This is a genomic window from Haloterrigena gelatinilytica (assembly GCF_013342145.1).
In the GTDB taxonomy this organism is placed as follows: Archaea; Halobacteriota; Halobacteria; order Halobacteriales; family Natrialbaceae; genus Haloterrigena; species Haloterrigena gelatinilytica.
Genome location: NZ_JABUQZ010000001.1, coordinates 1,942,922 through 1,963,959, shown reverse-complemented (window position 1 = coordinate 1,963,959; position 21,038 = coordinate 1,942,922). Strand labels below are relative to the sequence as shown.

The 21,038-nt window shown below is 67.4% G+C and carries 23 protein-coding genes; 11 read left to right on the top strand and 12 right to left on the bottom strand.

Annotated elements, in window-relative coordinates; genetic code table 11:
- Positions 1-65: 65 nt before the first annotated feature.
- Entirely contained in the window at positions 66-401 is a 336-nt protein-coding gene (locus tag HTZ84_RS10000; protein ID WP_174680543.1) for an uS10/mL48 family ribosomal protein, read from the bottom strand.
- 227 nt (positions 402-628) lie between these two features.
- Between HTZ84_RS10000 and HTZ84_RS09995 the strand changes: the two genes are divergently transcribed.
- The 3 genes from HTZ84_RS09995 (at position 629) to HTZ84_RS09985 (ending at position 2,772) form a co-directional block, all read left to right on the top strand.
- Positions 629-1,063: a bis(5'-nucleosyl)-tetraphosphatase gene (locus HTZ84_RS09995; RefSeq protein ID WP_012942575.1), complete on the top strand. Its 435-nt coding sequence runs from the start codon at positions 629-631 to the stop codon at positions 1,061-1,063.
- A gap of 54 nt (positions 1,064-1,117) precedes the next feature.
- Positions 1,118-2,176, top strand: a complete 1,059-nt coding sequence (locus tag HTZ84_RS09990; protein WP_174680542.1) for a DUF5787 family protein — start codon at positions 1,118-1,120, stop codon at positions 2,174-2,176.
- Positions 2,177-2,301: 125 nt separating this feature from the next.
- Positions 2,302-2,772 carry a hypothetical protein gene (locus HTZ84_RS09985; protein WP_174680541.1) on the top strand — a complete coding sequence of 157 codons (471 nt, stop codon included), beginning with the start codon at positions 2,302-2,304 and terminating at the stop codon, positions 2,770-2,772.
- 39 nt (positions 2,773-2,811) lie between these two features.
- Here the strand turns inward: HTZ84_RS09985 and HTZ84_RS09980 are convergent, their stop codons facing one another.
- The 4 genes from HTZ84_RS09980 to HTZ84_RS09965 all read right to left on the bottom strand — a co-directional run bounded on the left by HTZ84_RS09980 (position 2,812) and on the right by HTZ84_RS09965 (position 7,092).
- Positions 2,812-3,315, bottom strand: coding sequence for a DUF5797 family protein (locus tag HTZ84_RS09980; RefSeq protein WP_174680540.1), 504 nt, complete (start codon positions 3,313-3,315; stop codon positions 2,812-2,814).
- 75 nt (positions 3,316-3,390) lie between these two features.
- Positions 3,391-4,680, bottom strand: coding sequence for an MFS transporter (locus tag HTZ84_RS09975; RefSeq protein ID WP_174680539.1), 1,290 nt, complete (start codon positions 4,678-4,680; stop codon positions 3,391-3,393).
- A gap of 100 nt (positions 4,681-4,780) precedes the next feature.
- The gene (locus HTZ84_RS09970) at positions 4,781-5,812 is read right to left on the bottom strand and encodes a phosphate uptake regulator PhoU (RefSeq protein WP_174680538.1); all 1,032 of its coding nucleotides are present in this window, start codon (positions 5,810-5,812) and stop codon (positions 4,781-4,783) included.
- A gap of 119 nt (positions 5,813-5,931) precedes the next feature.
- Positions 5,932-7,092, bottom strand: coding sequence for an ATP-NAD kinase family protein (locus HTZ84_RS09965; protein WP_174680537.1), 1,161 nt, complete (start codon positions 7,090-7,092; stop codon positions 5,932-5,934).
- A gap of 189 nt (positions 7,093-7,281) precedes the next feature.
- Between HTZ84_RS09965 and HTZ84_RS23035 the strand changes: the two genes are divergently transcribed.
- Positions 7,282-7,407: a hypothetical protein gene (locus tag HTZ84_RS23035; protein ID WP_256402464.1), complete on the top strand. Its 126-nt coding sequence runs from the start codon at positions 7,282-7,284 to the stop codon at positions 7,405-7,407.
- A 34-nt stretch (positions 7,408-7,441) separates the two neighbouring features.
- Here HTZ84_RS23035 and HTZ84_RS09960 read toward each other — a convergent pair whose 3' ends face one another.
- Entirely contained in the window at positions 7,442-8,128 is a 687-nt protein-coding gene (locus HTZ84_RS09960) for a competence/damage-inducible protein A (RefSeq protein WP_174680536.1), read from the bottom strand.
- A 168-nt stretch (positions 8,129-8,296) separates the two neighbouring features.
- On the opposite strand from HTZ84_RS09960, the gene HTZ84_RS09955 reads away from it, so the two are divergent.
- The 6 genes from HTZ84_RS09955 to HTZ84_RS09930 all read left to right on the top strand — a co-directional run bounded on the left by HTZ84_RS09955 (position 8,297) and on the right by HTZ84_RS09930 (position 14,020).
- Complete coding sequence (locus HTZ84_RS09955; RefSeq protein ID WP_174680535.1) at positions 8,297-8,653, top strand: winged helix-turn-helix domain-containing protein; 357 nt, start codon at positions 8,297-8,299, stop codon at positions 8,651-8,653.
- A gap of 188 nt (positions 8,654-8,841) precedes the next feature.
- Positions 8,842-9,360, top strand: a complete 519-nt coding sequence (locus HTZ84_RS09950) for a 6-pyruvoyl trahydropterin synthase family protein (protein WP_174680534.1) — start codon at positions 8,842-8,844, stop codon at positions 9,358-9,360.
- Position 9,361: 1 nt separating this feature from the next.
- Positions 9,362-10,186, top strand: coding sequence for a 7-carboxy-7-deazaguanine synthase QueE (locus tag HTZ84_RS09945; protein WP_174680533.1), 825 nt, complete (start codon positions 9,362-9,364; stop codon positions 10,184-10,186).
- Positions 10,187-10,218: 32 nt separating this feature from the next.
- A complete protein-coding gene (gene queC, locus HTZ84_RS09940) occupies positions 10,219-10,950 on the top strand; it encodes a 7-cyano-7-deazaguanine synthase QueC (protein WP_174680532.1) in 732 nt (243 codons plus the stop codon).
- 86 nt (positions 10,951-11,036) lie between these two features.
- Positions 11,037-13,403 carry an MEDS domain-containing protein gene (locus tag HTZ84_RS09935; protein ID WP_174680531.1) on the top strand — a complete coding sequence of 789 codons (2,367 nt, stop codon included), beginning with the start codon at positions 11,037-11,039 and terminating at the stop codon, positions 13,401-13,403.
- A gap of 104 nt (positions 13,404-13,507) precedes the next feature.
- Positions 13,508-14,020, top strand: coding sequence for a hypothetical protein (locus tag HTZ84_RS09930; protein WP_174680530.1), 513 nt, complete (start codon positions 13,508-13,510; stop codon positions 14,018-14,020).
- Between the two features lie 44 nt (positions 14,021-14,064).
- On the opposite strand, the gene HTZ84_RS09925 is transcribed toward HTZ84_RS09930, so the two are convergent.
- The gene (locus HTZ84_RS09925) at positions 14,065-15,294 is read right to left on the bottom strand and encodes an iron-containing alcohol dehydrogenase family protein (RefSeq protein ID WP_174680529.1); all 1,230 of its coding nucleotides are present in this window, start codon (positions 15,292-15,294) and stop codon (positions 14,065-14,067) included.
- A 233-nt stretch (positions 15,295-15,527) separates the two neighbouring features.
- Between HTZ84_RS09925 and HTZ84_RS09920 the strand changes: the two genes are divergently transcribed.
- On the top strand, positions 15,528-16,616 hold the full coding sequence (locus HTZ84_RS09920) for a TrmB family transcriptional regulator (protein WP_174680528.1): 1,089 nt from the start codon (positions 15,528-15,530) through the stop codon (positions 16,614-16,616).
- Here the strand turns inward: HTZ84_RS09920 and HTZ84_RS09915 are convergent.
- The 5 genes from HTZ84_RS09915 to HTZ84_RS09895 all read right to left on the bottom strand — a co-directional run bounded on the left by HTZ84_RS09915 (position 16,613) and on the right by HTZ84_RS09895 (position 20,967).
- Positions 16,613-17,824 (bottom strand): MFS transporter, encoded by a 1,212-nt coding sequence (locus HTZ84_RS09915; RefSeq protein WP_174680527.1) that lies wholly within the window; start codon positions 17,822-17,824, stop codon positions 16,613-16,615. The two genes, HTZ84_RS09920 and HTZ84_RS09915, sit on opposite strands and share 4 nt — an antisense overlap.
- 511 nt (positions 17,825-18,335) lie before the next feature.
- Positions 18,336-18,974 carry a 30S ribosomal protein S3ae gene (locus tag HTZ84_RS09910; RefSeq protein ID WP_008896649.1) on the bottom strand — a complete coding sequence of 213 codons (639 nt, stop codon included), beginning with the start codon at positions 18,972-18,974 and terminating at the stop codon, positions 18,336-18,338.
- A complete protein-coding gene (locus HTZ84_RS09905; RefSeq protein ID WP_174680526.1) occupies positions 18,971-19,291 on the bottom strand; it encodes a KEOPS complex subunit Pcc1 in 321 nt (106 codons plus the stop codon). The genes HTZ84_RS09910 and HTZ84_RS09905 overlap by 4 nt, the downstream gene beginning before the upstream one ends.
- Complete coding sequence (locus tag HTZ84_RS09900; RefSeq protein WP_174680525.1) at positions 19,288-20,481, bottom strand: serine/threonine-protein kinase; 1,194 nt, start codon at positions 20,479-20,481, stop codon at positions 19,288-19,290. The genes HTZ84_RS09905 and HTZ84_RS09900 overlap by 4 nt, the downstream gene beginning before the upstream one ends.
- Before the next feature lie 15 nt (positions 20,482-20,496).
- Entirely contained in the window at positions 20,497-20,967 is a 471-nt protein-coding gene (locus HTZ84_RS09895) for a 30S ribosomal protein S15 (RefSeq protein WP_174680524.1), read from the bottom strand.
- Positions 20,968-21,038 lie beyond the last annotated feature (71 nt).

Genomic DNA, 21,038 nt, shown 5'->3' with positions numbered 1-21,038 from the left:
GTGAAACGATCGCAAACGGGGTCGAGAGAGACTCGAGATCGAAACCGCAGTCGCGTCGTTGGCGCTCAGTTGCTCTGCCCGGCGCCGCGGATCTGCTCGACCTCGGCCTCGATGTGGACCGAGTCGGGGAAGTTCTGCGAGGCGATGTTGCGCGCGAGGTTGTCGTGACCGTGAATCTCGAGTTCGCGGGTGAAGACGGTGTAGCTCCACGAGGAGAATCGCCGCTCGTCGTCGGCGTGGAGCCGGCAGTGCTGGGGCACGGAGTGTTTCTCCGGGGGGTGAGAGTGGGGGCCTTTCAGCGCGGCGCCCTTGCGTTCGGCGGTCGATTTGATGTCGTCGACGATGGCGTCGAGCGCGGCGCGATCGCCGCTCTGGAGCGTCAGACGGGTCACGAAGGTCATGGCTGGTCGTCCATTCGTCAACGGCCGGGGCGTAAAAGCTTGCTGAGATGGCGCGCGGGCGCCGCTCGAGTCGGGCGCGCTGATGGGCGAACGATTCGTGAACCGGGACGAACGCCCCGAAAACGGCGAGCGTTCGGCCGCGATGGCCGCCGAATTGGCACGGCAAACCGTATACGCTGGACGAACAGTCCGATATTCTCTTAACGTCGCACCTGTTAGCCCAGTTAATGGCAGTCGAAGCTACGAGCGCAGGCGCGATCCTCTTCCGCGATACGCGGGGCCGGCGCGAGTATCTTCTACTCAAGAGCCGCCCAGGCGATTGGGAGTTTCCCAAGGGCGGTGTCGAAGGAGATGAAGAGCTACAGCAGACGGCGATCCGCGAAGTAAAGGAAGAGGCAGGTATCGAGCAGTTCCGGCTCCTCGACGGTTTTCGCGAGGACTACGACTACGTCTTCGAGGCGAACGGCAAGACGATCCACAAGACCGTTCACCTCTTCGTGGCGAAGTCCTTCGAGGCGAGCGCGGAACTTTCGAACGAACATCGCGACCTCCAGTGGCGCGATTACGAACAGGCGGTAAACACCGTCACGCAGGACGGTCCGCGGGAGATCTTGGAGCAGGCCCACGATTTCCTCGACGAACGGGAGGAAGACGAGGAGTAGGTCGACGGCGTTCTATCGAGTAGCGCTTTTGCTCGCGCGGTCCGAAGTCGGGGCGTGGATCGGTACACGACCGAGTTCGCGTTCGAACTCCGGACCTGCCGTTGGGCGGAACGCGCCTGGCCGCCCGACGAGTCCGCCAGTGACGACCACGCGGTCGTCGTCGCCCGACAACTCGGGACGAAACGCCGCCGCTGGGACACCATCGTTCTCGAGTGCGATCCCGAAGCGCTCCGCGAGCGAGCGAAATTCGGGTCCGAACGCCTCGATAGCGACCTCCTGCACGTCGTCCGCAACGCCCCCGCCGAGTGGACCTACTACCGCGACTGTCTCCCCCATCCCGGCTATCCGTGGCGCTACGTCCGCGAGGCCATCCACCGGGCCGACGACCGCGGCATCCTCGAGACGCGCAAGAACGGGAACCGCATCGAGATCCGCCGGAAGTGGCCGTATCCCGACGACTGGGTCCGGCGAATCGTCGCGATCGAGAACAAGCCCGATCTGGACGCCAGCGCCGCCCGCGCGCTGGGCTCGCAACTCGAGTACGACGTCGCCGTCGGGCTGGCCGACGAGGTCTGGGTCGCCACGCGGCGGACGGGAGACCTCGTCGAGCGCGCGCTGTTCGAGGACCTGCCCGTCGAGGCGGGCATCCTCGCGCTCGAGCCCGAGACGCTCGCCGCCGAGGTCGCGTGGTTCCCCCGTTCGCTGGCCGTCGACGACCCCGGCACGCGGATCCTCGAGCGTCCCGACGGCGGTCGCCGGGACGGCTCCGCGGCGCGGTTCGAGTACGTCGATCCGGACGCGAAGCGAGCGACGCGCCTCGAGATCGCCGAACGCGCCTACGAGCGCGGCTGGCGCTCGTTCGCCGACACCATGCGCCCCGACTGTCGGCACTTCGAGTTGCGCTCACGGGACGGCCTGCAACTCGAGCCCTACTGCGCCGCGAAGGGGCGGAGCCAGACGGCGGCGGAGTGTGCCGGCGGCTGTGCCGACTTCGAGCCCGAGCCGCCCGTCTGGCGAACGCGCGACTGGCCGATCGAGGGCGGTCCCGGAAAACGGTGCAAACGGTTGCTCGAGGACCGGCGGCGACGGCATCGACCGGGATTGCAGCAGTAGATCGGCGCGCGATTTCGTATTCAGAGTTCTGCCCGAAATCGAGTCGGACAATTCCCCAGGTACATGCGCGTATCGAACGCTACCCGTCCCGAAAACACTTATAATACACATCGGTAGGAGGAGATATGAAACGGCGGACATTTCTCGCAGCTATTCCGAGTACAGTCCTCATCGCTGGCTGTGTCACGAACGACGCGGAGCCGACAAATGATATCGATGATGAGAATAGGGACCCATACAATCAGCCCGCACAGTACGATGAAGTAAAACATCTGACCGTACAGAATAGCCTGAACGAAAGTATAAACGCCACGATCGTAGTTAGGGACCTTGACACTGGGACTGTCCTTTCGGAGACGAATATCACAACCCCCGAACCTCGAGAAGACGAGCGGGCTGTACGAGCAGAAAAAAGCGTACCAACGGCCGATGAGAGCGGAAACTACACGGCAGCGATTACGATCGAGGGCCGGGGAACCGTAACTACTGAGTTCGATCTTCGAACCCCTGTCAGTGACCCTGTTCTATACATCGGCCTCGCTCCCGATGACGGCGAACCGTTCGGTGCTGGTGTAGATGGTGCCCCCGCTGTCTGATCGCTCGCTATTACGGTACGCCGGCGCGAGAAACTGGTCTTATTCGGACGCTTCGACCTCGAGGTCCTCGCGGTCGACGGTCAGGCGGAACGTGGGGACGGTGCGGTACTCGACCTCGACGACGCCCTTTCGGCGCAGGCTCTGGAGCCCCGAGCGGACGTCCTCGGCCTCGGGGTCGACGTCGAACTCATCGCGCAGTTTGTGAAGGACCGAAACGACGCTTTCGGACTCCTCCTCGGGGCCGGCCAGCACGGCGACGATCTGCGTCTGGAGCTCCGGCACCCGGATCCTGGAGGGAACGCCCTCGTCCTCGGGGTCGCTCTCGATGCCGGGTTCGACGTCGACGAGGTCGTTCGCTTCCGCCGTCGCGCGGATCAGGCTGTTGTCGTCCCGGAAGTAGTAGTCGCCCAGTTCGTTCTCGAGGTACTGGTGGACCTCGCTGCCGCTCTCCATGTCCCACCGCTCTTGCAGTTCCGAGTTCTTCGTCGGCTGTAGCTCCACCACGTCCGCCAACCGTTCTGTGGCCTCCTCCGAGAGCGTCATCGTCGCATCGTATGCGGATCCGCTACTTTTGCGTTGCGTCCCGCGGTGTGATCGCGGTCCCGCGGTCGACCGGGCTCAATCGTCGCCGACGACCGGCACGGACCGCGTCGACTCGAGGGTCTCCTCGACCTGCGTGTAGACGAGGATCGCCCCGAGGGCGGCCAGCGCGGTCCCGAAGAGAAACGGCGTCTCGAACCCGTAGCCGATCAGCGCGCCGGAGGTCAGCGGCCCGACGGCGATTCCGTAGCCGAAGGCCATGGTGAGAATCGAGAGCTTCGATCCGGACTCGCCCTCGGGAGCGAGGTCGCCGGCCAGCGCGAGCGCGGGCGCGAACACCATCGCGGCGGCGACGCCCTGACCGAGACGGGCGAGGAACATCACCACGGAGGACGCGATGAAGCCCTGGACGAACGTCGTCGGGATCAGGAAGAGCATCCCGGCGAGGATGAACGGCCGGCGGCCGTACCGGTCGCAGGCCCGGCCGATCGGCGTCTGCAGGGCGACCTGCGCGAGGATGAACGCCGCGAACTGGAGGCCGAACCACGTCGACCCCTGCTCGAGGCGGGCGTTGACCTGCGGCTGGATCGTCGCGAACAGCGCGATCGCCGCGGCCATGAACAGGGAGACGACCCCGAGGGTGAAGATCGGATCGAGCAGGTGCTCGCCCGACGGATCCCGGATGTCGATCGAGAGGTCGGCGCCGGCGTTCGCTTTCGTCGCCTCGGGGTCGGCGACGAGCAGCGTCACCAGCCCGTAGCTGATCAGTGCCGTCGTCGTCGCGAGGTAAAAGGCCGCGTCGAAGCCGCTGAGCGTCACGTCCGCGGGGAGCCGGTAGGGGCCCAGGTTGACGAGCGCGCCGGCCGCGATGGGACCGGAGCCGAACCCGACGAGCCGGAACGTGTTGTAGACGCCCATGTTGCCGCCGCGGTCCTGACTCGTCGCGAGTTCGTTGACCAGCGCGATCGACGCCGGGATGATGAAGGCGACGCTGACCCCCTGGAGCCCGCGAACGACGAGCAGCGAGAGGTACGTGTCCGCGAACACGTAGGAGATGTTCGTCGCCGCGAGGCCGGCGAGCCCGATCAGGATGAACGACTTGCGCCGTCCCGACCGATCCGAGAGCCGACCCGTCAGCGGCTGGAAACTGCTGTTGAGAAAGCCGAACAGCGAGAGGATGACGCCGATGAGCATCGACTCGCCCAGCCCGAACGTCGCCCCGCCGACGACGTCGCTGGCCACGTACAGCGGAATGACGATGATGAGAAACGAGTTGCCGATGCCGTCGGCCATCCGGGCGAAGGCCAGCGCGAGGACGCGGCGATCGACGGCGAACTGGGCGACGATTCGGCGACGAAGCTCCCGCATCGACACTACGTGCGATATCGCGTCCGATTAGCGTTTCGAACCGAAACCCGCTCGAGACGGGAGACGAGAGAGGAGAGGAGAGGAGAGAAGAGACGCGTCGTCAGTTGATCGTCGTGTGCTCGGACTCCTCGTTGAGCGCGAGGTTGGCCGCGATTTCGGCGTTTCGCATGGCGTACTGGGCCGTCTGCTGGAGGCTGACGAGCACCTCGCGGACCCGCAGCAGGTCCTCGTTGGACATCTCCGGAAGCTCGTCGAGGATCTCCTGTTCCTTACTGGAGACGTCGTGGAACATTTTCCGAACCCGGTTGGACTTGTCGTAATCGCGCTCGACGGCCGCCTCGACGGCGATCGAGGTGATCTCGTCGACCAGATCGTTCAGTTCGCGGATGTCCCGCATCACCGAGCTATCGACGTTCAGGCTGTGGCCCTCGGTCTCGATGACGATCTCGGCGATGTCCTCGGCGTTGTCCGCCGTCAGCTCCAAGTTCTTCGCGATCGAGCGGTAGCCGATCAGCGGGAAGCCGCTGTTGAGCCCGACCGCGCGGGCGAGGTTCGGGTTCTGGTAGGCGGTGAAGATCAGGCGCAACAGGAGGACGAAGATCTTGTTGGCCTGTCGCTCCCGGTTGAGGGCCCGCTGGGCCAGGTCGGGGTTGCCGTGGGCCAGCGCCTTGATCCCCTCGCCGCGCATCGTCTGGCCGGTCCGCTCGAGGCGCTCGAGGAGGTTGTTCAGCGTGAAGTCCTCCGGGTCGACCGAGCAGCGGATCGAGATGCTCTCGGGCGTCTCCTCGATGACGCCCAGCCCCATCAGCTGGGTCTCGGCCTGGTAGACGGCGTTGATGTGGTCGGACTCGAGGGCGCCGTCCTCGGTGTCGATGCGGATGACGCGCCGCCCGAGGACGTACTGGGCGACGATCGCGCGCTCGACGGCGTCGGCGTCCAGATCGTCGGCGTGGATGATCGCTTCCGTCTCCTCGGAGCTGGCGGATTCGGGCATGACGGTCAGCGTCCCTTTGCCGCTGGTTCGGAGGGATACCTCGTCGCCCTTCTCGACGGCGTGTTCGGACGCCCATTCGGCGGGGAGCGTCATCGCGAGCGTCGACGGCCCGAGTCGTTGCACTTTCCGCGTTTCCATATGACATCCTAAGGAAAGACACGACCTTAATCTTGACTATATTCACCTTATATCCGGGTCGGATAGTTATATGGATGATTGTGTAGGACGGAATCGCACGTACCTTAAACAACTAGCCTTCAGACGACCTTCACGAGCCGCGTCGTGAACCGGCCGGTCCGCACCCGCAGCCACCCCCGCAGCTCCTCGTCGATCGCCTCGTCGTCCGTGTCGACGTGCAACGCGTCGATTCCGTCGAGTTTCGCTCCCGACGCGACGACCTCGATCTCGTCCGCGCGCTCGATGACCGCCGGCGAAATCTGGTGGTTGCCGCGTCCGAAGACGAACCCCTGGCCGCCGATCGGCGAGACGACGATCGTCGCCGGCTCCTCGAGGACGGCCAGAATATCGCTCTCGGCCGCGTCGCGGGCCAGCACCTCGCCGTCGCGCCAGACGTCGACGCCCAGCGGCGACGGGTCGATCTCCAGTTCTCGTTCGATCGCGCCCACGGTGCTGCCGGGGCCGAAGACGTACGTGCGCTCGGGGTCGACCTCGCGGGCGAAGCCAGCGGCCAGCGAGTCGACGCTGCCGCTCGAGACCTGTTTGCTCGACTGGACGTCCGGCGCGACGGGGACGGGGACGATGGCCTCGAGTTGCGAGCGGACCTCGCCCTCGCGGTAGGCCTCCTCGTCGATGTCGTTGACCTCGCGGTCGGCCGCGCGGTCGAACTCGGCGGCGATCCGGCCCGCGTCCGCTGGCGTCACGGCGAACACCGACGAGTAGATCTTGACGCCGGCGGGGACGCCGAGCATCGGCGTCTCGTCGCCCGCCGTCGCCTCGAGCACGTCGGCGACGTCGACCGCGGTGCCGTCGCCCCCGACGAACAGGATCAGGTCGACGTCGCGCTCGAGGAAGGCCCGGACGGCGGCCCGCGTGTCGGCGGCGGTCGTCTCGGCAGTCGCCGGGTCGACCGGGGAGGACGCATCGCTCGGATCGGTATCGGCGTCCGCAGAAGCGGTCGCGTCGGCCGGGGCGGCGTCGTCGGCCGTCGGCTCGTAGACGACGATCGGTTCGTAGCCGGCGTCGCGGACCGCCCGCTCGCCCATGACCCCCGCCGCGGTGTAGACGGCGACGTCGGGCGCTCGTCGGTGCAGCGACCGCAGCGCCTCGCGCGCCCGTTCCGGCGCCCGCGGTTCGGCCCCGCGGCGGCGCGCTTCCTCGAGTTTGCCGTCGGTTCCCTTCAGTCCGACCCGACCGCCCATTCCCGCGATCGGATTCACGACCACGCCGAGCGAGTCCATGGCGGACGTAGGCGAAGCCGATCAATAAGCCGTATGGTGTTTCGAGCGCGCTTCCGGCGTCTGGCTCGGCTCGACACGCCCCGATGGGCGCGGCGGCGCGGCCCGCGCCCGCGGGCAGCGATCGAACGTCCGCCGAACGACGCGCCGATTTTCTGAAAGGTTAAGGGGGCTGGGGACGGACCGCGGAGCATGGACACACTCACGCAGGTCGTGCTCGCGGAAGGGACAGAGCTACCGATGGACGTCGTCGGCTGGGGTGCGCTGGTCCTCAGCCTCCTCGTAACGATCGTCTGGCTCGCGTACCTCTACCGATAACGCTCCCGGCGGCCACCGACGGCCGACCGCCTTCTCACTCGGCGAGTTCGACGCGTTCGCGGAGCCACGCGGCCGCCTCGGCGACCGTCTCCTCGTCGGCCCCCTGAACGACGAGTCGGACGGAATTGCCCGGATAGCTCCCGACGCTGACGTCGAACCGATCGCGAACGCCGGCGATCCGGTCGAGCAGCGCGCTCTCGGGTTCGTCGGCGACGACCTCCTCGCGGTAGGTCGGCGCGCCGGCGAACTCGGATTCGATCGACTCGAACATCCGCTTCATCTCCGCCGGTACGCCGGGGAGGACGTAGATGTCCTCGACGACCGCGCCCGGGGCGACCCCCTCGTCGTTGTGTACGGCTCGAGCGCCGGCCGGCAGGTCCGCCGTCCCCGCGGTCAGATCGTCCCGCGAGTAGCCCGATTCCTCGAGCCAGGCGAGCGCCTCGGCGTGTTCCTCGAGGTCGCGCCCGAGGGCGGCGGCGACGCCCTCCATGGTGACGTCGTCGTGGGTCGGCCCGAGACCGCCGGTGACGATGACCGCGTCGTACTCGGCGCGATACTCGTCGATGACGCGGGCGATCTCGCCGATTCGGTCCGGGACCGTGGTGACCCGTTCGACCGAGACGCCGCGCTCGTCGAGTCGTTCGCCGAGCCAGGCGGCGTTCGTGTTCGTCGTCTGCCCGGCGAGCAGTTCGTCCCCGACCGTGACGACCGCGACGTTCATACGTAATCGTTCGGGGCCCGGATTGAAACGAGTATCGAGGCGCCGGTCCCTAGTCGGCTCTCGAGATCCCTCGTCGAGGCGCAATCAGTTGCTTTTCGGACTGGTATATAACTGGACCGGTCAGATAACCACAAGATTCAATCTCGATAATTCAGTAGAGAGTGAACGATGTCTCAGAGTCGGACGGATGGAGCCGAGGTGGATTCGAGCGCGATCCTCTCGGCGCTCGGGAACAAGTACAGCGCAGAGATCCTCTGCGCCGCGGGAACACCGAAGTCGGCACAGGCCTTGAGCGAGGACATCGAGATTCCGATCGCGACGTGCTATCGGCGCATCGAGGAACTCGTCAACGCCGGACTGTTGACCTGCGAGGGGCGACAGCTCTCCGAAGAGGGACGACGCACGAATATCTACCGGCGAACCTTGGACGAGATCGACGTCGACTTCTCGAAGGATCGCCCGCAGCTCTCTCAAAAGCGTCGAACGGAGGCCAAGAACAGACTGCAAGACCAGCTCAGGGACTAGCCGAACCGTTTCGAGCGACCGAGGATCGACGAATCGAACCAGGGATGGGAGACGTCGGTCGGACTCGACCGACGAGTCGAACGTTCGTTTTACTCCGTGACTCGAGTCGACGTCAGTAGACGGTCGTCCGAACGGATCGCCGTCGACGGTTCGGTCATCCTTAAGTAATCCCGCGGGAATACTGTGGTATGACCGAACCGTCCGACGGACCCGATCCAGCGGCCGCGACCGACGAGACCTCGGCGGGAGCGAGCGGCGACGCCGCGAGCCGCGAGCAGGACCCCGTCGCCGGCACCGAACGCGTCCTCCGGGTCGGCCACGACCGACCGATCAGGATCAGTACCGGCCACCGGATCCGCCACCACGACGGCAAGTGCGCGCGCCCGCACGGCCACAACTACGAGGTCGCCGTCACCGTCGTCGGCGAGCTCGCCGCGGAAGGCTGGGTCGCCGACAAGGGAGATATTACCGACGTCATCGACGAGTGGGATCACCGGTTCCTCCTCGAGGCGGGCGATCCGCTGATCGAGGCCTTCGAGGCCTCGGGCGACGGCGACGCGGTCGTCGTCCTCGAGCACCCGCCGACGGCGGAGGTGATGAGCGTGCTCCTGGAACGGAAACTCGTGGCTGCGCTCCCCGAGAACGTCTCGGACGTCCGGGTGCAGGTCAACGAGACCAGCGAACTCTGCGGGGGCGGCCGGTTCTGAGATGCCGGTCTCCGACTCCGTCGACCGGGACGGCGAGGACGAGGGTGCCGACGCTCGAGACGGTGCGGGAACCCGCGGTGAGCGTCCCGACGACGGCCTCCCGATCAACGAACTGTTCTACTCGCTGCAGGGCGAGGGCACCCTCGCCGGCGTCCCGTCGGTGTTCGTCCGCACGAGCGGCTGTAACCTCCGGTGTTGGTTCTGCGACTCCTACCACACCTCCTGGGAGCCGACCCACGCGTGGCTCGGCCTCGAGGAGATCCTCGCCGAGATCGAGTCCCACGACGCCGACCACGTCGTGCTCACGGGCGGCGAGCCCCTGATCCACGAGGAGAGCGTCGCGCTGCTCGAGGCGCTCGACGATCGGGGGTACCACACCACCGTCGAGACCAACGGGACGATCCACCGCGACGCGCCGATCGACCTCGCCTCGATCAGCCCGAAGCTCGAGAGCAGCACGCCGACGCCGGAGCGCGCGCCCGCCGACGCCGACGAGGCCGACGCGGAGCGGTGGGCCGAGCGCCACGAGCGCGACCGGATCGACCTCGAGACGCTGGCCGGGCTCGTCGAGGACTACGAGTTCCAGTTGAAGTTCGTCGTCACCGACGGCGACGATATGCCGGAGATCCTCGACCTGCTCGCGGAGCTCCGGGACGTCGCGGACGTGCCGATCCGCGACGACGACGTCCTCCTGATGCCCGAGGGAGCGACTCGAGAGCGCCTCGCGGAGACCCGCACCCGCGTCGCCGACCTCGCGATGGAGCACGGCTTCCGGTACACCCCGCGGCTCCACGTCGACCTCTGGAACGACGCGCCCGAGACGTAGCGACCGACGACCGTTCGACCACGAGCACTACGATGACCGACGCGACCACCGCAACCGACGGAGACGAATCGACCGAGAAACGCGCCGCCGTCCTCCTTTCGGGAGGGATGGACAGCGCTACCGCCGCCTACGAGGCCCGCGACCGGGGCTACGAGATCTACGCCCTGCACACCTCCTACGGCCAGCGCACCGAGGACCGCGAACTCGAGTGCGCCCGCCGACTGGCCGACGAACTCGACGCCGCGGACTTCCTGCGGATCGAGACCGGTCACCTCTCGGCGATCGGCGCCTCGAGCCTGACCGACGACGAAATGGCCGTCGAAGACGCCGACATGGAGAGCGACGAGATTCCCACGTCGTACGTTCCCTTCCGGAACGCGAACCTGCTCGCGATGGCGGTCTCCTACGCCGAGGCCAACGACTGCGACGCGGTCTTCATCGGCGCCCACAGCGAGGACTTCTCGGGGTATCCGGACTGTCGTCCCGAGTTCTTCGAGGCCTTCGAGAACGTGGTCGACGTCGGGACCAAACCCGAGACCGACATCTCGATCGAAGCGCCGTTCGTCGAGTGGTCGAAAACGGATATCGCCGAGCGCGGCGTCGACCTCGAGGTCCCCTACGAACACACCTGGAGCTGTTACCGCGAGAACGAGCCGGCCTGTGGCACCTGCGACGCCTGCGCGTTCCGCCTGCAGGCGTTCCGGAACATCGGCGTTCGCGATCCGATCGAGTACGCCGAGCGCCCGTCGTACGTGGACGAGTGAACGGTTTCCGCGGGCGTTACTGAACGATAGTTCACTTCGAAACGCGCCCCTCATATTTTATGGGCGACCGCGAGTAGTAGGTACCAATGAACCAGCGGGCGAATCGCGACGACCGCCAGCGATCGCCGGCGCTCGGAATCGGTTCCGATCTCGAGTCTTCCCGGGAGAATCCGGCGTTTCACGGGCGGGTCGAGTCCCCTGACGAGTCCGATCACGATCACGACGATTCGACCGATCACGTCGCGCTCCTCTACGAGGACCGCGACGAGCAGTTCAGCGCCGTGATTCCCTTCGTCCGCCGCGGGCTCGAGCGCGGCGAGCGCTGTCTCTATATCGCCGACGAGAACGACAGGGCCGACGTCCTGTCGGCGATGCGGGAGTACGGCATCGACGTCGACGACGCCCTCGAGTCGGGCGCGCTCTCGGTGGTGACGCCCGCGGACACCTACCGTCGGACCGGCGAGTTCGACCGCAACGCGATGGTGCGGTTCTGGGAGGAGTCGCTCGCGGAGGCGACCGAGGAAGACGACTTCACGGGTATCCGGGCGACCGCCGAGATGACGTGGGCCCTGAACGACGGCGATACCGACCTCGATCACCTCGTCGAGTACGAGGCGATTCTCAACTCGATCTACGAGGGCGAGCCGTACGCCGTCTGCTGTCAGTACAACCGCGAGCGATTCCCCGCCGACGTCGTCCACGAGGTGATCCGCACGCACCCGCTGCTCGTCCACGACGGCGTCGTCTCACGGAACGTCTACTACACGCCTCCGGCGGAGTTCTTCGGCCCGGATCGCCCCGCTCGCGAGGTCGAACGGATGACGACCACGTTGCGCGAGCGGACGGTCGGGAACGCGGCCCTCGAGCGCGCGACCGAGCGGTTCCGGAAGATCTTCGAGCACAGCCAGGACGCGATCTTCATCAACGACCCGTACGCCGACGAGATCCTCGAGGCCAACCCGGCGGGCTGTGAGATGCTGGGCTACTCCCGCGAGGAACTGCTCGAGCTCGGGCCGTCGGCCTGCCATCCCCACGAGATGGAGGCGTTCCGCGAGTTCGTCGACACCGTCTTCGAGGAGGGGGCCGGCTGGACGGACGAGCTGAGCTGTCTCCCGAAGGAGGGCGAGCCGATTCCGGCGGAGCTCTCGGCGTCGAAGATCACGGTCGACGGCCGACCGTGCATGCTCGCGATCGTCCGCGACATCAGCGAGCGCAAGGAACGCGAGCGCGCCCAGCGCCGCCTGTATGAGATCGCGTCCGATCCCGACCGGTCGTTCGACGAGAAGCTCCAGTCCGTCTTCGAACTCGGCTGCGACCGGTTCGACCTCGAGCTCGGCGGGCTGGCCCGGATCGACCCCGAGACCGACCGGTTCGTCGTCGAGGCCGTCAGCGGCGACCACGAGCACCTCCGACCGGGCGCCGAGGTTTCCCTCTCGGAGACCTACTGTCGCGTGTTCGCCGACGAGACGGACGCGACCGGGGACGACGCGGCGACCGACACCGCGTCGATCACCGATCCCGAAGCCACCGGGTTCGAGGGGACGGCGGCCTACGAGGAGTTCGGCGTCGAGTCATACCTCGGCACGCGGCTCTCGATCGCGGACGACCTCGACAGGACGTTCTTCTTCGTCTCGACTGCGCCCCGGGAGGAGCCCTTCACCGAGTCCGAGCGGACGTTCCTCGACCTGATGGGGCAGTGGGTCCGGTACGAACTCGAGCGCAAGCGCTACGAAGTGACCTTGGAGGAGACGATCGAGCGCCTCGAGCAGTCCAACGAGCGGTTAGAGCAGTTCGCCTACGCGGCCAGCCACGACCTCCAGGAGCCCCTGCGGATGGTCTCGAGCTACCTGCAACTGATCGAGAACCGGTACGCCGACCGACTCGACGACGACGGCGAGGAGTTCCTCGAGTTCGCGGTCGACGGCGCCGAGCGGATGAAGGCCATGATCGAGGCCCTGCTCGCGTACTCCCGGATCGAGACGCGGGGCGAGCCGTTCGAACCGGTCGATCTCGAGGCCGTGATCGACGACGTCCTGACGGATCTCCGACTCCGGATCGCGGAGTCCGACGCCGAGATCGACGTCGGCGACCTGCCGACCGTCGCCGGCGACCGAAACCAGCTCCACCAGCTGTTTCAGAACCTGCTGACGAACGCCCTCGAGTACAGCGGCGACGAGCCGCCGCGGGTCGAGATCACGGCCCGACGGGACGGGCGGCAGTGGATCGTCTCGGTCAGCGACGAGGGGATCGGCATCGAGCCCGGGGAACGGGAGCGGATCTTCGAGGTGTTCGAACGGCTGCACAGCCGCGAGGAGTACGACGGGACCGGCATCGGGCTGGCGCTCTGTCAGCGGATCGTCGAGCGCCACGGCGGCGACATCTGGGTCGATTCCGAGCCCGGCGAGGGATCGACCTTCTTCGCGGCGTTCCCCGACCCGGTCGTTCGGGAGTGAGCGGCTCCGGGGTCGCTATTCGGGGCCGAACTCGGTCGGTACCTCGAGAACCGACCGATCGTTAGATTAGTAACACGACGGCTCGAACGTCGATAGCGAGACCGATGCTCTCGCTCCGCGAGTGGTTCCGCGACGAGGACGGGTGGACGACGCCGGACGGTCGCCGCGGCGAACTCGTCGAACTCGTCGTCGCCCTTCCGGTATTCGCTTTCTTCGCGACCCGGGAGACCGGCGTTCCGTTACCGACGGCGCACCCGGCCGCCGTCGTCCTCGGCGCGCTCTGTGGGTTCTGCTACGCCGTCTACTGGCGCGAGCGGGTCCTCTCGCTGATTCCCGAGCAACTGCGCACCGTCGCCGTGAGCACTTTTCTCGGCGGCGGGGTCGGCCTCTCCGTGCTCCGGATCGTCCACCTCGCGGCGCCGGCGGTCCTGTTCGTCGTCGCGGCGGGGACGACGATCGCGGCGATCTACGCGGCGTGGCTCTGCTCGCCGCTCGAGGACGGGCTGCGACCGCCGCGTCGGGGCGTCGAACCGCCGTCGTCGCTCGAATCGTCCGAGTCGCCCGAGTCGTCGGCACCGGCGGCCTCGAATCCGTCAGCATCGGAACCGAACGCCTGACGCCCGCTCGTTCGAACGCCCGGCCGGCACCGACGAACCGGCGTCTACCACGCCGACTCGAGGATCCTCTCGATCTCCTCGACCGACGGCTCGAGTCCCGGCGGCGCGTTCGCCATGAACGCGTCGTCGAGGATCGCCTCCGCGACGGCGGCGAACTCCTCGGGACGGGGGCCGTCGACCTCGCGCAACTGCGCGGGGAGGTCGAGCCCGTCCCGAATCTCCGCGACCGCCTCGACGACCGCCGCACCGCGGTCCGCGGCGTCGCCGACGCCGAGCGCGTTCGCGAGCATTCCCGCCCGTGCGTCCACGTCATCCCGTTCGAAGAGATACTCGAGGACGTGCGGGACGACGATCCCGTGGGCGGCCCCCTGCTGGACGTCGTAGCCGGCCGTCAGCCCGTGGCCGAAGGCGTGGACGATCGAGAGCGTCGTTTCGCCGGGTCGGGAGATGCCGTACTGGACGAGGACGAGCCCCTCGAGGAGCGTCTCGAAGGTCCCCGCGTCGCGGTCGCCGTCGCCGAACGCCCGGAGGCCGTCCTCGAGTTTCTCGAGGCCGTGTCTGGCCGTCGCGTCGGTCACGGGCGTCGCGTTGGCGGCGTAGAGCGTCTCGATACCCTTGTCGAAGCCGTTCATCGCCGAGCCGGCGAGGACCGAGTCCGGCGTGGTCGCGACCAGTTCGGGATCGTAGACCGCCGCCGCGGGCATCAGGTCGGGGTGGGAGACGCCGCCGCTGACCGGCTCGTCGACGGGTCCCTCGTCGGGATCGGCGGCGATGCCGGCGACGGTCGAGAGGTCGGCGCCCGCGAGCGTCGTCGGCACCGCGACGATCGGCACCAGCCCCTCGTCGGGGATCGGAAGCGTCCCCGTCTCGGCGAGTTCCCGGCCGGCGGCCGCCGGGCCGTAGCCGTTGGCCGCGAGGACGCTGATGACCGTCGCGACGTCGAGGCTGCTGCCGCCGCCGACGCTCACGATCGCGTCGGCGTCCTCGGCCTCGAGGCGGTCGCGCCCCGCCAGCGCCGTCGAGAGCCGCTTCGCCGCCGACGTCTCGTCGAACACGCCGGCCAGCCGGTCTCCCAGCCCCGATTTCACCGGCTCGATCACTGTCGGCGTCTCCCCCACCGTCGAGCCGCAGACGACCAGCGCGCGCTCTGCACCCTGAGCCTCGAGTTCGGCCTCGAGATCGTCGACGCTACCGGCGCCGAAGCGGATCGTCGCCGGGTCGTAGTCGAAACGGACGGACGGATCGCGGTCGCTTTCGCTCGAGCGAGAACTCATGGGCGGCCGTACGGGACGCGGACTGTTAAAAGCGAGAGCAGCGGTGAACCGTTCGGCAGCGGTCGAGCGAGTAACGGAACGGACAGCGACCGCGCGATCGCCGTCGCGACGAATACGCTGAATACGAACGGCCGCCGGATCGGTACCGCCCGATTCAGGTCGCGGCGGATACGTCGGGTAGCGAGACGGATCGTCTCAAGAGTTAGGCACCTGGACGACGGAGTATTCCGCGAATGGAGTCAGACGAGCTTCGCACGATACTGAACGAAGCCGGGTTTTCGCCGTACGAGGCCGACGCGTACATCTCGCTACTGGAAACCGGGCCGTCGTCAGCGAGCGAACTCGCGACGGCCAGCGCCGTGCCGCGAGCGCGTATCTACGACGTTCTGCGATCCCTCGAAGACGAGGGCTACGTGACGCTCTACGACCGAGACACCCTCACCGCTCACCCCGTCGATCCGAGCGACGCGCTCTCCTCGCTTCGGTCGACCGTCAGCCGGTTCGAGAACGCGATCAACGCCATCGAGGATCGCTACGAAGCTCCCGACGAACTGGGAGGCGAGGTGAGCGTCGTTCGGCGATTTCGCACCGTCTTCGACCACGCCCGAACGGTCGTCTCGAACGCCGAGAACCACCTTCAACTCGCCGCGACGGACACGCAGGTCGAGCGCCTCCGCTCCGCGCTTCGAGCGGCCTACGAGCGCGGCGTTCGAATCCATCTGTCCCTGTTCGTTCCACCCGAGGAGACGCCGCCGGCTTCCGAGGAGCTTCGGGGGATCAGTCACGAGGTCCGGCGACGGACACTTCCGGGCCCGTTTCTCCTATTGGCGGACCGGCAGCAAGCGTGTTACGCGACTCGCGGCCGTCGGACGAACGAATACGGAGTCCTCGTCGACGACTACGCGACAGCTTACGCGTTCCACTGGTACTTCCTCACTCGGCTCCGCGAGGTCTACGACGTCGTCCACGATGCGCGCAGTGCTGAGGCCCCGTTCACGTTCGTCGAAATAACCGACTGCGTGCGCGGCATCGAACTCGCCCTCGACGCCGGCGCGACGATCCGGGGCCGCGTAATCGGGAGGTCGAGAGCGGACGGGCGGCGACTCTCACTCTCCGGCGAGTTCGTCGCCGTCGAGTACACGGGTACACGCGACGAAACTCCCGCGACGCTGCTCGAACTCGCGGCGAAGGCCACCGTCGTCTTCGAAGCCGACGACACACGATACACCGTCGGGGGGCCCGGCGCGGCAATCGAGGATATCGCGGCCGACCGTATCGTCGTCGAAGAACTCTCCGAGGCGACGGATATCCGTCCCGTCTAGTCCGAGCGTACTGCTGGGGATGATCCGCCTCTCCCGGGGAGCGTGAACGTCAGTGTCGCGATGACGGCGGCAACGCCGATCGCCGGGAGGAAGGCGATTCGGAGCGAGGTGGCGTCCGCCAGTAGCCCGATTGCGACCGGGCCGACTGCGAAGCCGGCGTAGCTCGAGGTCGAGACGGCGGCGACAGCTGATTCCGAGGATCGCTCGAGGTCGGCCCGGCCGACGAGACTGAGGTTGACCGGGGCGACGCCGCCGATCCCGAAGCCGAGGATCCCGAAACCGAGAAGCGCGACGGGTGGGATCGGGACGAGCGTGACGATGACTCCGAGGGCGGAGATAGCTACCGTCAGCCGAATGAACCGCCGGGGGCCGATCGCATCGACGGCGCGGTCGGCGGCGAACCGACCGAGCGTCATCGCCAGCGCGAACGCGGCGAATCCGAGCGCCGCGACCGCCGGACGTGCGCCGGCCGCCCCCTCCAAAAAGACGGCACTCCAGTCGTTCGCGATCCCCTCGACGAGCAGCGCGCAGAACCCGATGAGGCAGAATCCGAGTATCTCTCTGGAGGGAAGTGCGAATTCGGTATCCGTCTCGTCGGCGTCGTCTTCGTCCGGAGGGAGGAGCCAGACGCTCGCAGCGAGGCCGATCGCGAGGAAGGTCGCCGCGAGGACGAGAAAGTGAGCCCGTGCGCTCAGCCCGAGGCCGGTGAAGAGGGCACCGACGAGCGAACCGAGGAGTGCGCCGGCGCTGTAGAGCGCGTGGAAGCCGCCCATGATCTGTCGGGGGTAGACCCGTTCGATGTGAAGCGCTTGCGTGTTTGCGGCGACGTCGAGGAGGCCCTTTCCGAACCCGAACCCGGCCAGAACGGCGAGGAGGGAGTACAGACCTCCCGAAAGGGGGATGACCGGGAGGAGGAGACAGTAGGTGACGATCGCGAGGCGGACGACCGCTTTGGCACCGTAACGGGCGACGAGAACGCCGCTGGCGATGAGGCCCAGAACGCTTCCGACGGCGAGTCCGAGGAGCGCGATACCGATGTCTGCCTTACTGAGGCGGAGGAGCGTTTCGATGGCCGGGATTCGGACCGCCCACGTCGCGAAGATCGCACCGAGGATGACGAACGCGATACCGTTTGCGACGCGTGCCGTCCGGACTGTACGCGGGACGTCGTCGGCGGATTGAAAAAGATTCGACAGTCGGTCGTTCACAGCAAGACCGGAACGATCCGCTTGCATATAACAGTTTGTTGATATAGTTACAACGGGTGTTGTGGCAACCGCGCACACCGAACGTGTCTCCGACTGGCGCACCGCTCAGCGCGATGCCTTTCGGAGTTCAGACGAAGGCGAAGCGAGCGATTCGCCCGCGACGAATCCGAGGCCGAAACCGTTCGCATTTCGAATGACCGAATCGTCGTCCGCTTCCTCGAGGAAAGTCCGACTGGCCGCGCTAGTGCCGGCGCAGTCGGTGTCGGAGAGCGGCCACGCGTATTCGATCGACGGCCCGTCGAACTCGGGCACCTGCGCCTGGATTTGCTCGCGCTCATCCTCGGGCTACTCGAGCAGGATCAGACTCGAACCCAGTCGCTCGTAGGACTCCACGGGTATCTCGACGACGGCGAAAAAATCGATCTCGATTCTCGGTTCTCGGTTTGCGGTTCGACGGGCGAACCTCGAGATTCGCGGCGAAACTCGAGTCCGGATACGAATCCGGGGCCGCTTATTCGGCCGCGACGTCGTCTTCGTCGACGTCGACCGCGGTCGCTTCCTCTTCGGCGACTTCCTCGGGGTGGGCCTCGAGGGTGGCCTTCTGGATCTCGACGCGGCGCAGCGGGTAGATCGTCTTGGCTTCGCCGTAGATCCCCGAGGAGAGTCGACCCTCGACGACGCTGTCGATGAGTTCCTCGAAGGAGCGCTCGGCGGCGGCCTCCTCGATCATCTCGACCATCTGGTTGCGGATGGCCTTCTCCTGGCTCGCGTCGGCCTTCTTGGTCGTGAAGGCGACGGGCTGGATCTGGACGCGGTAGTCGTCCGTCGTGAGGACGGTGACGTACGCCTCGACCTTCGAGGCGCCCCGTCGGACCAGCGAACGCAGGTAGTCCCGGGTCAGGGAGTGCTCGACGAACTCCGTGTACGCCGAGTCGCTGCCGACGTCGGTGATCTTGAAGGTCAGCTTGGTGTTGTTCTCGCTGGCGTTGTTGTTGAGTTCGCCCAGCGTCGTTTCGATGGTTCGGTCGTAGACCTTTTCCGGTTCGTCAGCGGGGGTTTCGCCGAGTTCCTGGCGGTCGAACTGTTCGGGTGCCAGGACGGTGTACCACCGCTTCTCCTGTTTCGCGCGTGAAACTGATCGTTCACTCATGATGTATCTGTAGTGTCGCTGTCCGCATCGGACGCGCTCCCCGCGTCCGCTGGTTGCTCGCGCTGTTCCCGTCGGTCCCGTCCGGAGCGGGCCACGTCGATCGCCACCTCGAGATTGACCGCGTAGTCGTCGACGTTCGAGTGGAGGCCGCCGGTCGTCTCGCGTTCGATGTGCGTGACGACGGCGCCCTCGGTCTCGGTCTCGTTGCCGTCGCGCTCGACGACCGTCTCCATCTCGTCGGTGTTGTCCGGGCGAAGCGCCCGCGCGACGAGTTCGGGGTCGTCGTGGCGCGTTCGGATGGTCGCGCGCCGACTCATCGTCGGTCCCTCACGATCTGGATGAGCGTCGACTCGTCCACGGCGGGATCGTACCGCAGGTAGCCGCGGCGGCGGCCGCCGTCGTAGGCGACCCCCTCGATCCCGACTTCCTCGAGTTCGCGCGCGACCGCCTCGACGGTCGCCCCCAGCGGCTCGCCGCCGCGGGTGGCGATCGCCGCCTCGCCGTCGTCGACGGCGAGGACGGTCGATTCCGGCGACCGGTAGGCCGCGGCGATCCGGGCGACCGCTTCGACGGGGCCGTCGTCGACGCCGACGACGAACAGCCCGTCGTAGCGTCCCGTCGAGCCGGCCTCGAGGGCCGCGTGGGCGCGTCGGCCGTGCTCGCGCCAGGCGTCCAGCGCCGGCTCGCGGGCGTCGTGGCCCATCGCGAGCGCGGCGCCGGTGCCCGGTTCGGTGCGGGCGGTCGCCTCGAGGACGTCCGCGTAGCCGCCGACGGTCGCGAACGGAGCGTCGGGCGTCGCGTACGGCCGGAGCACGCGCTGGACCGTCTCGGCCGCGGCCGGTACCGCCTCGTCGTCGCCGACGATATCGAGGGCGACGGCGGAGCCGATCGTCCGGCGTGCGTCCGCGTCGAACTCCTCCGGCGCGGCGAGGTCGACGCCGAGCTCCTCGAGCGCTGTCCGCGTCGCGCTCAGGTCGCCCGACCAGGGCGCGCGAAGGCGCGTCGAGTGGGCGAGGCCGTCGACCGGATCGGTCGTCGGCCCCGCGACGCCCGGCCGGCGATCGACCAGGCCCTGCGATCGGGCGGTCTCGAGAACCCACTCGCTCTCGCCGGCGCCGGGTTCGACGCCGGCGGCCACGAGCCCCGCGAGCGCGAGGACGTGATCAGGCGACGCCTCGAGACCGCGGACGGCCTCGAGCGCCGCGAGCGTGGCGGGTCGGTCGTCGGCGTCGAGCCGCGTCGCGTCCGCGTCGATTGCGCCGATCGCGACGGTGACGTCGTCGGCCGCCGCCTGTCGGTCGCGAACGCGCTCGGTTCGGTCGGCGACCGTGGGGCCGACGCTCACCTGGAACGGCGTCCCGCGGTCGGCCAGGGCCCGCGCGAGCAGGCCGCTGGCCGCCAGCGCGTCGCCGTCGGCGCGCGCGACGAGGTGGACGAAGCCGGCGCTCCCGATCGCCTCCGCGGCGGGGGCAGACGGCGGCTCGGCGGACCGACTATCGGTGGCCATCTGGATCCGGTGGGGTTACTCCTCGTCGAGGAGCTCTTTCGCGACGTCGTAGGAGTACGTGAAGTCCGGCTCGACTTCGTCGCCGCGGTAGTAGTCGACGAGGCGTCGAACCTTCGACTCCGTGTTCTGCAGGGCGCGCTTGTTCTGGTAGTCCTGCGGGTTCTCCTGGACGTGCTCGCGCAGGCGCACGGCGCGCTCCATCAGGTTGTAGAGGTCCTCGGGGAACTCGGATCGCGCGTCGTTCTCCTCGAGGATCTCGGTGATCTTCTTCCCGGTCGCCAGCTTGACGTCCGGGACGGGCGTGCCGGTGACGCCTTCGTCGCGCAGCTTCATCCCGATCTGACTGGGATCGTAGCCCTGCTCTGCCAGTTCGACGACGCGGGATTCGATATCGTCCGCGTCGACGTCGCTCCACTCCGGCGGGTCGTCTGCCGTCGGCTTGTCCGATCCGGACGAGCCGCGACGGCGGGTGTGCATTCGTGCCATTGGTGAGGATAGGAACCGCACTGACCGCTGATGTTGTGTGACAGTCGCCGCTGCGACCGTCAGTGCACTTC

Bases quoted from the DNA above. Each gene is read 5' to 3' on its own strand.
- HTZ84_RS10000 (WP_174680543.1), bottom strand. From the start codon at position 401: ATGACCTTCGTGACCCGTCTGACGCTCCAGAGCGGCGATCGCGCCGCG.
- HTZ84_RS09995 (WP_012942575.1), top strand. From the start codon at position 629: ATGGCAGTCGAAGCTACGAGCGCAGGCGCGATCCTCTTCCGCGATACG.
- HTZ84_RS09985 (WP_174680541.1), top strand. From the start codon at position 2,302: ATGAAACGGCGGACATTTCTCGCAGCTATTCCGAGTACAGTCCTCATC.
- HTZ84_RS09980 (WP_174680540.1), bottom strand. From the start codon at position 3,315: ATGACGCTCTCGGAGGAGGCCACAGAACGGTTGGCGGACGTGGTGGAG.
- HTZ84_RS09975 (WP_174680539.1), bottom strand. From the start codon at position 4,680: ATGCGGGAGCTTCGTCGCCGAATCGTCGCCCAGTTCGCCGTCGATCGC.
- HTZ84_RS09970 (WP_174680538.1), bottom strand. From the start codon at position 5,812: ATGGAAACGCGGAAAGTGCAACGACTCGGGCCGTCGACGCTCGCGATG.
- HTZ84_RS09965 (WP_174680537.1), bottom strand. From the start codon at position 7,092: ATGGACTCGCTCGGCGTGGTCGTGAATCCGATCGCGGGAATGGGCGGT.
- HTZ84_RS23035 (WP_256402464.1), top strand. From the start codon at position 7,282: ATGGACACACTCACGCAGGTCGTGCTCGCGGAAGGGACAGAGCTACCG.
- HTZ84_RS09960 (WP_174680536.1), bottom strand. From the start codon at position 8,128: ATGAACGTCGCGGTCGTCACGGTCGGGGACGAACTGCTCGCCGGGCAG.
- HTZ84_RS09955 (WP_174680535.1), top strand. From the start codon at position 8,297: ATGTCTCAGAGTCGGACGGATGGAGCCGAGGTGGATTCGAGCGCGATC.
- HTZ84_RS09950 (WP_174680534.1), top strand. From the start codon at position 8,842: ATGACCGAACCGTCCGACGGACCCGATCCAGCGGCCGCGACCGACGAG.
- HTZ84_RS09945 (WP_174680533.1), top strand. From the start codon at position 9,362: ATGCCGGTCTCCGACTCCGTCGACCGGGACGGCGAGGACGAGGGTGCC.
- queC (WP_174680532.1), top strand. From the start codon at position 10,219: ATGACCGACGCGACCACCGCAACCGACGGAGACGAATCGACCGAGAAA.
- HTZ84_RS09935 (WP_174680531.1), top strand. From the start codon at position 11,037: ATGAACCAGCGGGCGAATCGCGACGACCGCCAGCGATCGCCGGCGCTC.
- HTZ84_RS09930 (WP_174680530.1), top strand. From the start codon at position 13,508: ATGCTCTCGCTCCGCGAGTGGTTCCGCGACGAGGACGGGTGGACGACG.
- HTZ84_RS09925 (WP_174680529.1), bottom strand. From the start codon at position 15,294: ATGAGTTCTCGCTCGAGCGAAAGCGACCGCGATCCGTCCGTCCGTTTC.
- HTZ84_RS09920 (WP_174680528.1), top strand. From the start codon at position 15,528: ATGGAGTCAGACGAGCTTCGCACGATACTGAACGAAGCCGGGTTTTCG.
- HTZ84_RS09910 (WP_008896649.1), bottom strand. From the start codon at position 18,974: ATGAGTGAACGATCAGTTTCACGCGCGAAACAGGAGAAGCGGTGGTAC.
- HTZ84_RS09905 (WP_174680526.1), bottom strand. From the start codon at position 19,291: ATGAGTCGGCGCGCGACCATCCGAACGCGCCACGACGACCCCGAACTC.
- HTZ84_RS09900 (WP_174680525.1), bottom strand. From the start codon at position 20,481: ATGGCCACCGATAGTCGGTCCGCCGAGCCGCCGTCTGCCCCCGCCGCG.
- HTZ84_RS09895 (WP_174680524.1), bottom strand. From the start codon at position 20,967: ATGGCACGAATGCACACCCGCCGTCGCGGCTCGTCCGGATCGGACAAG.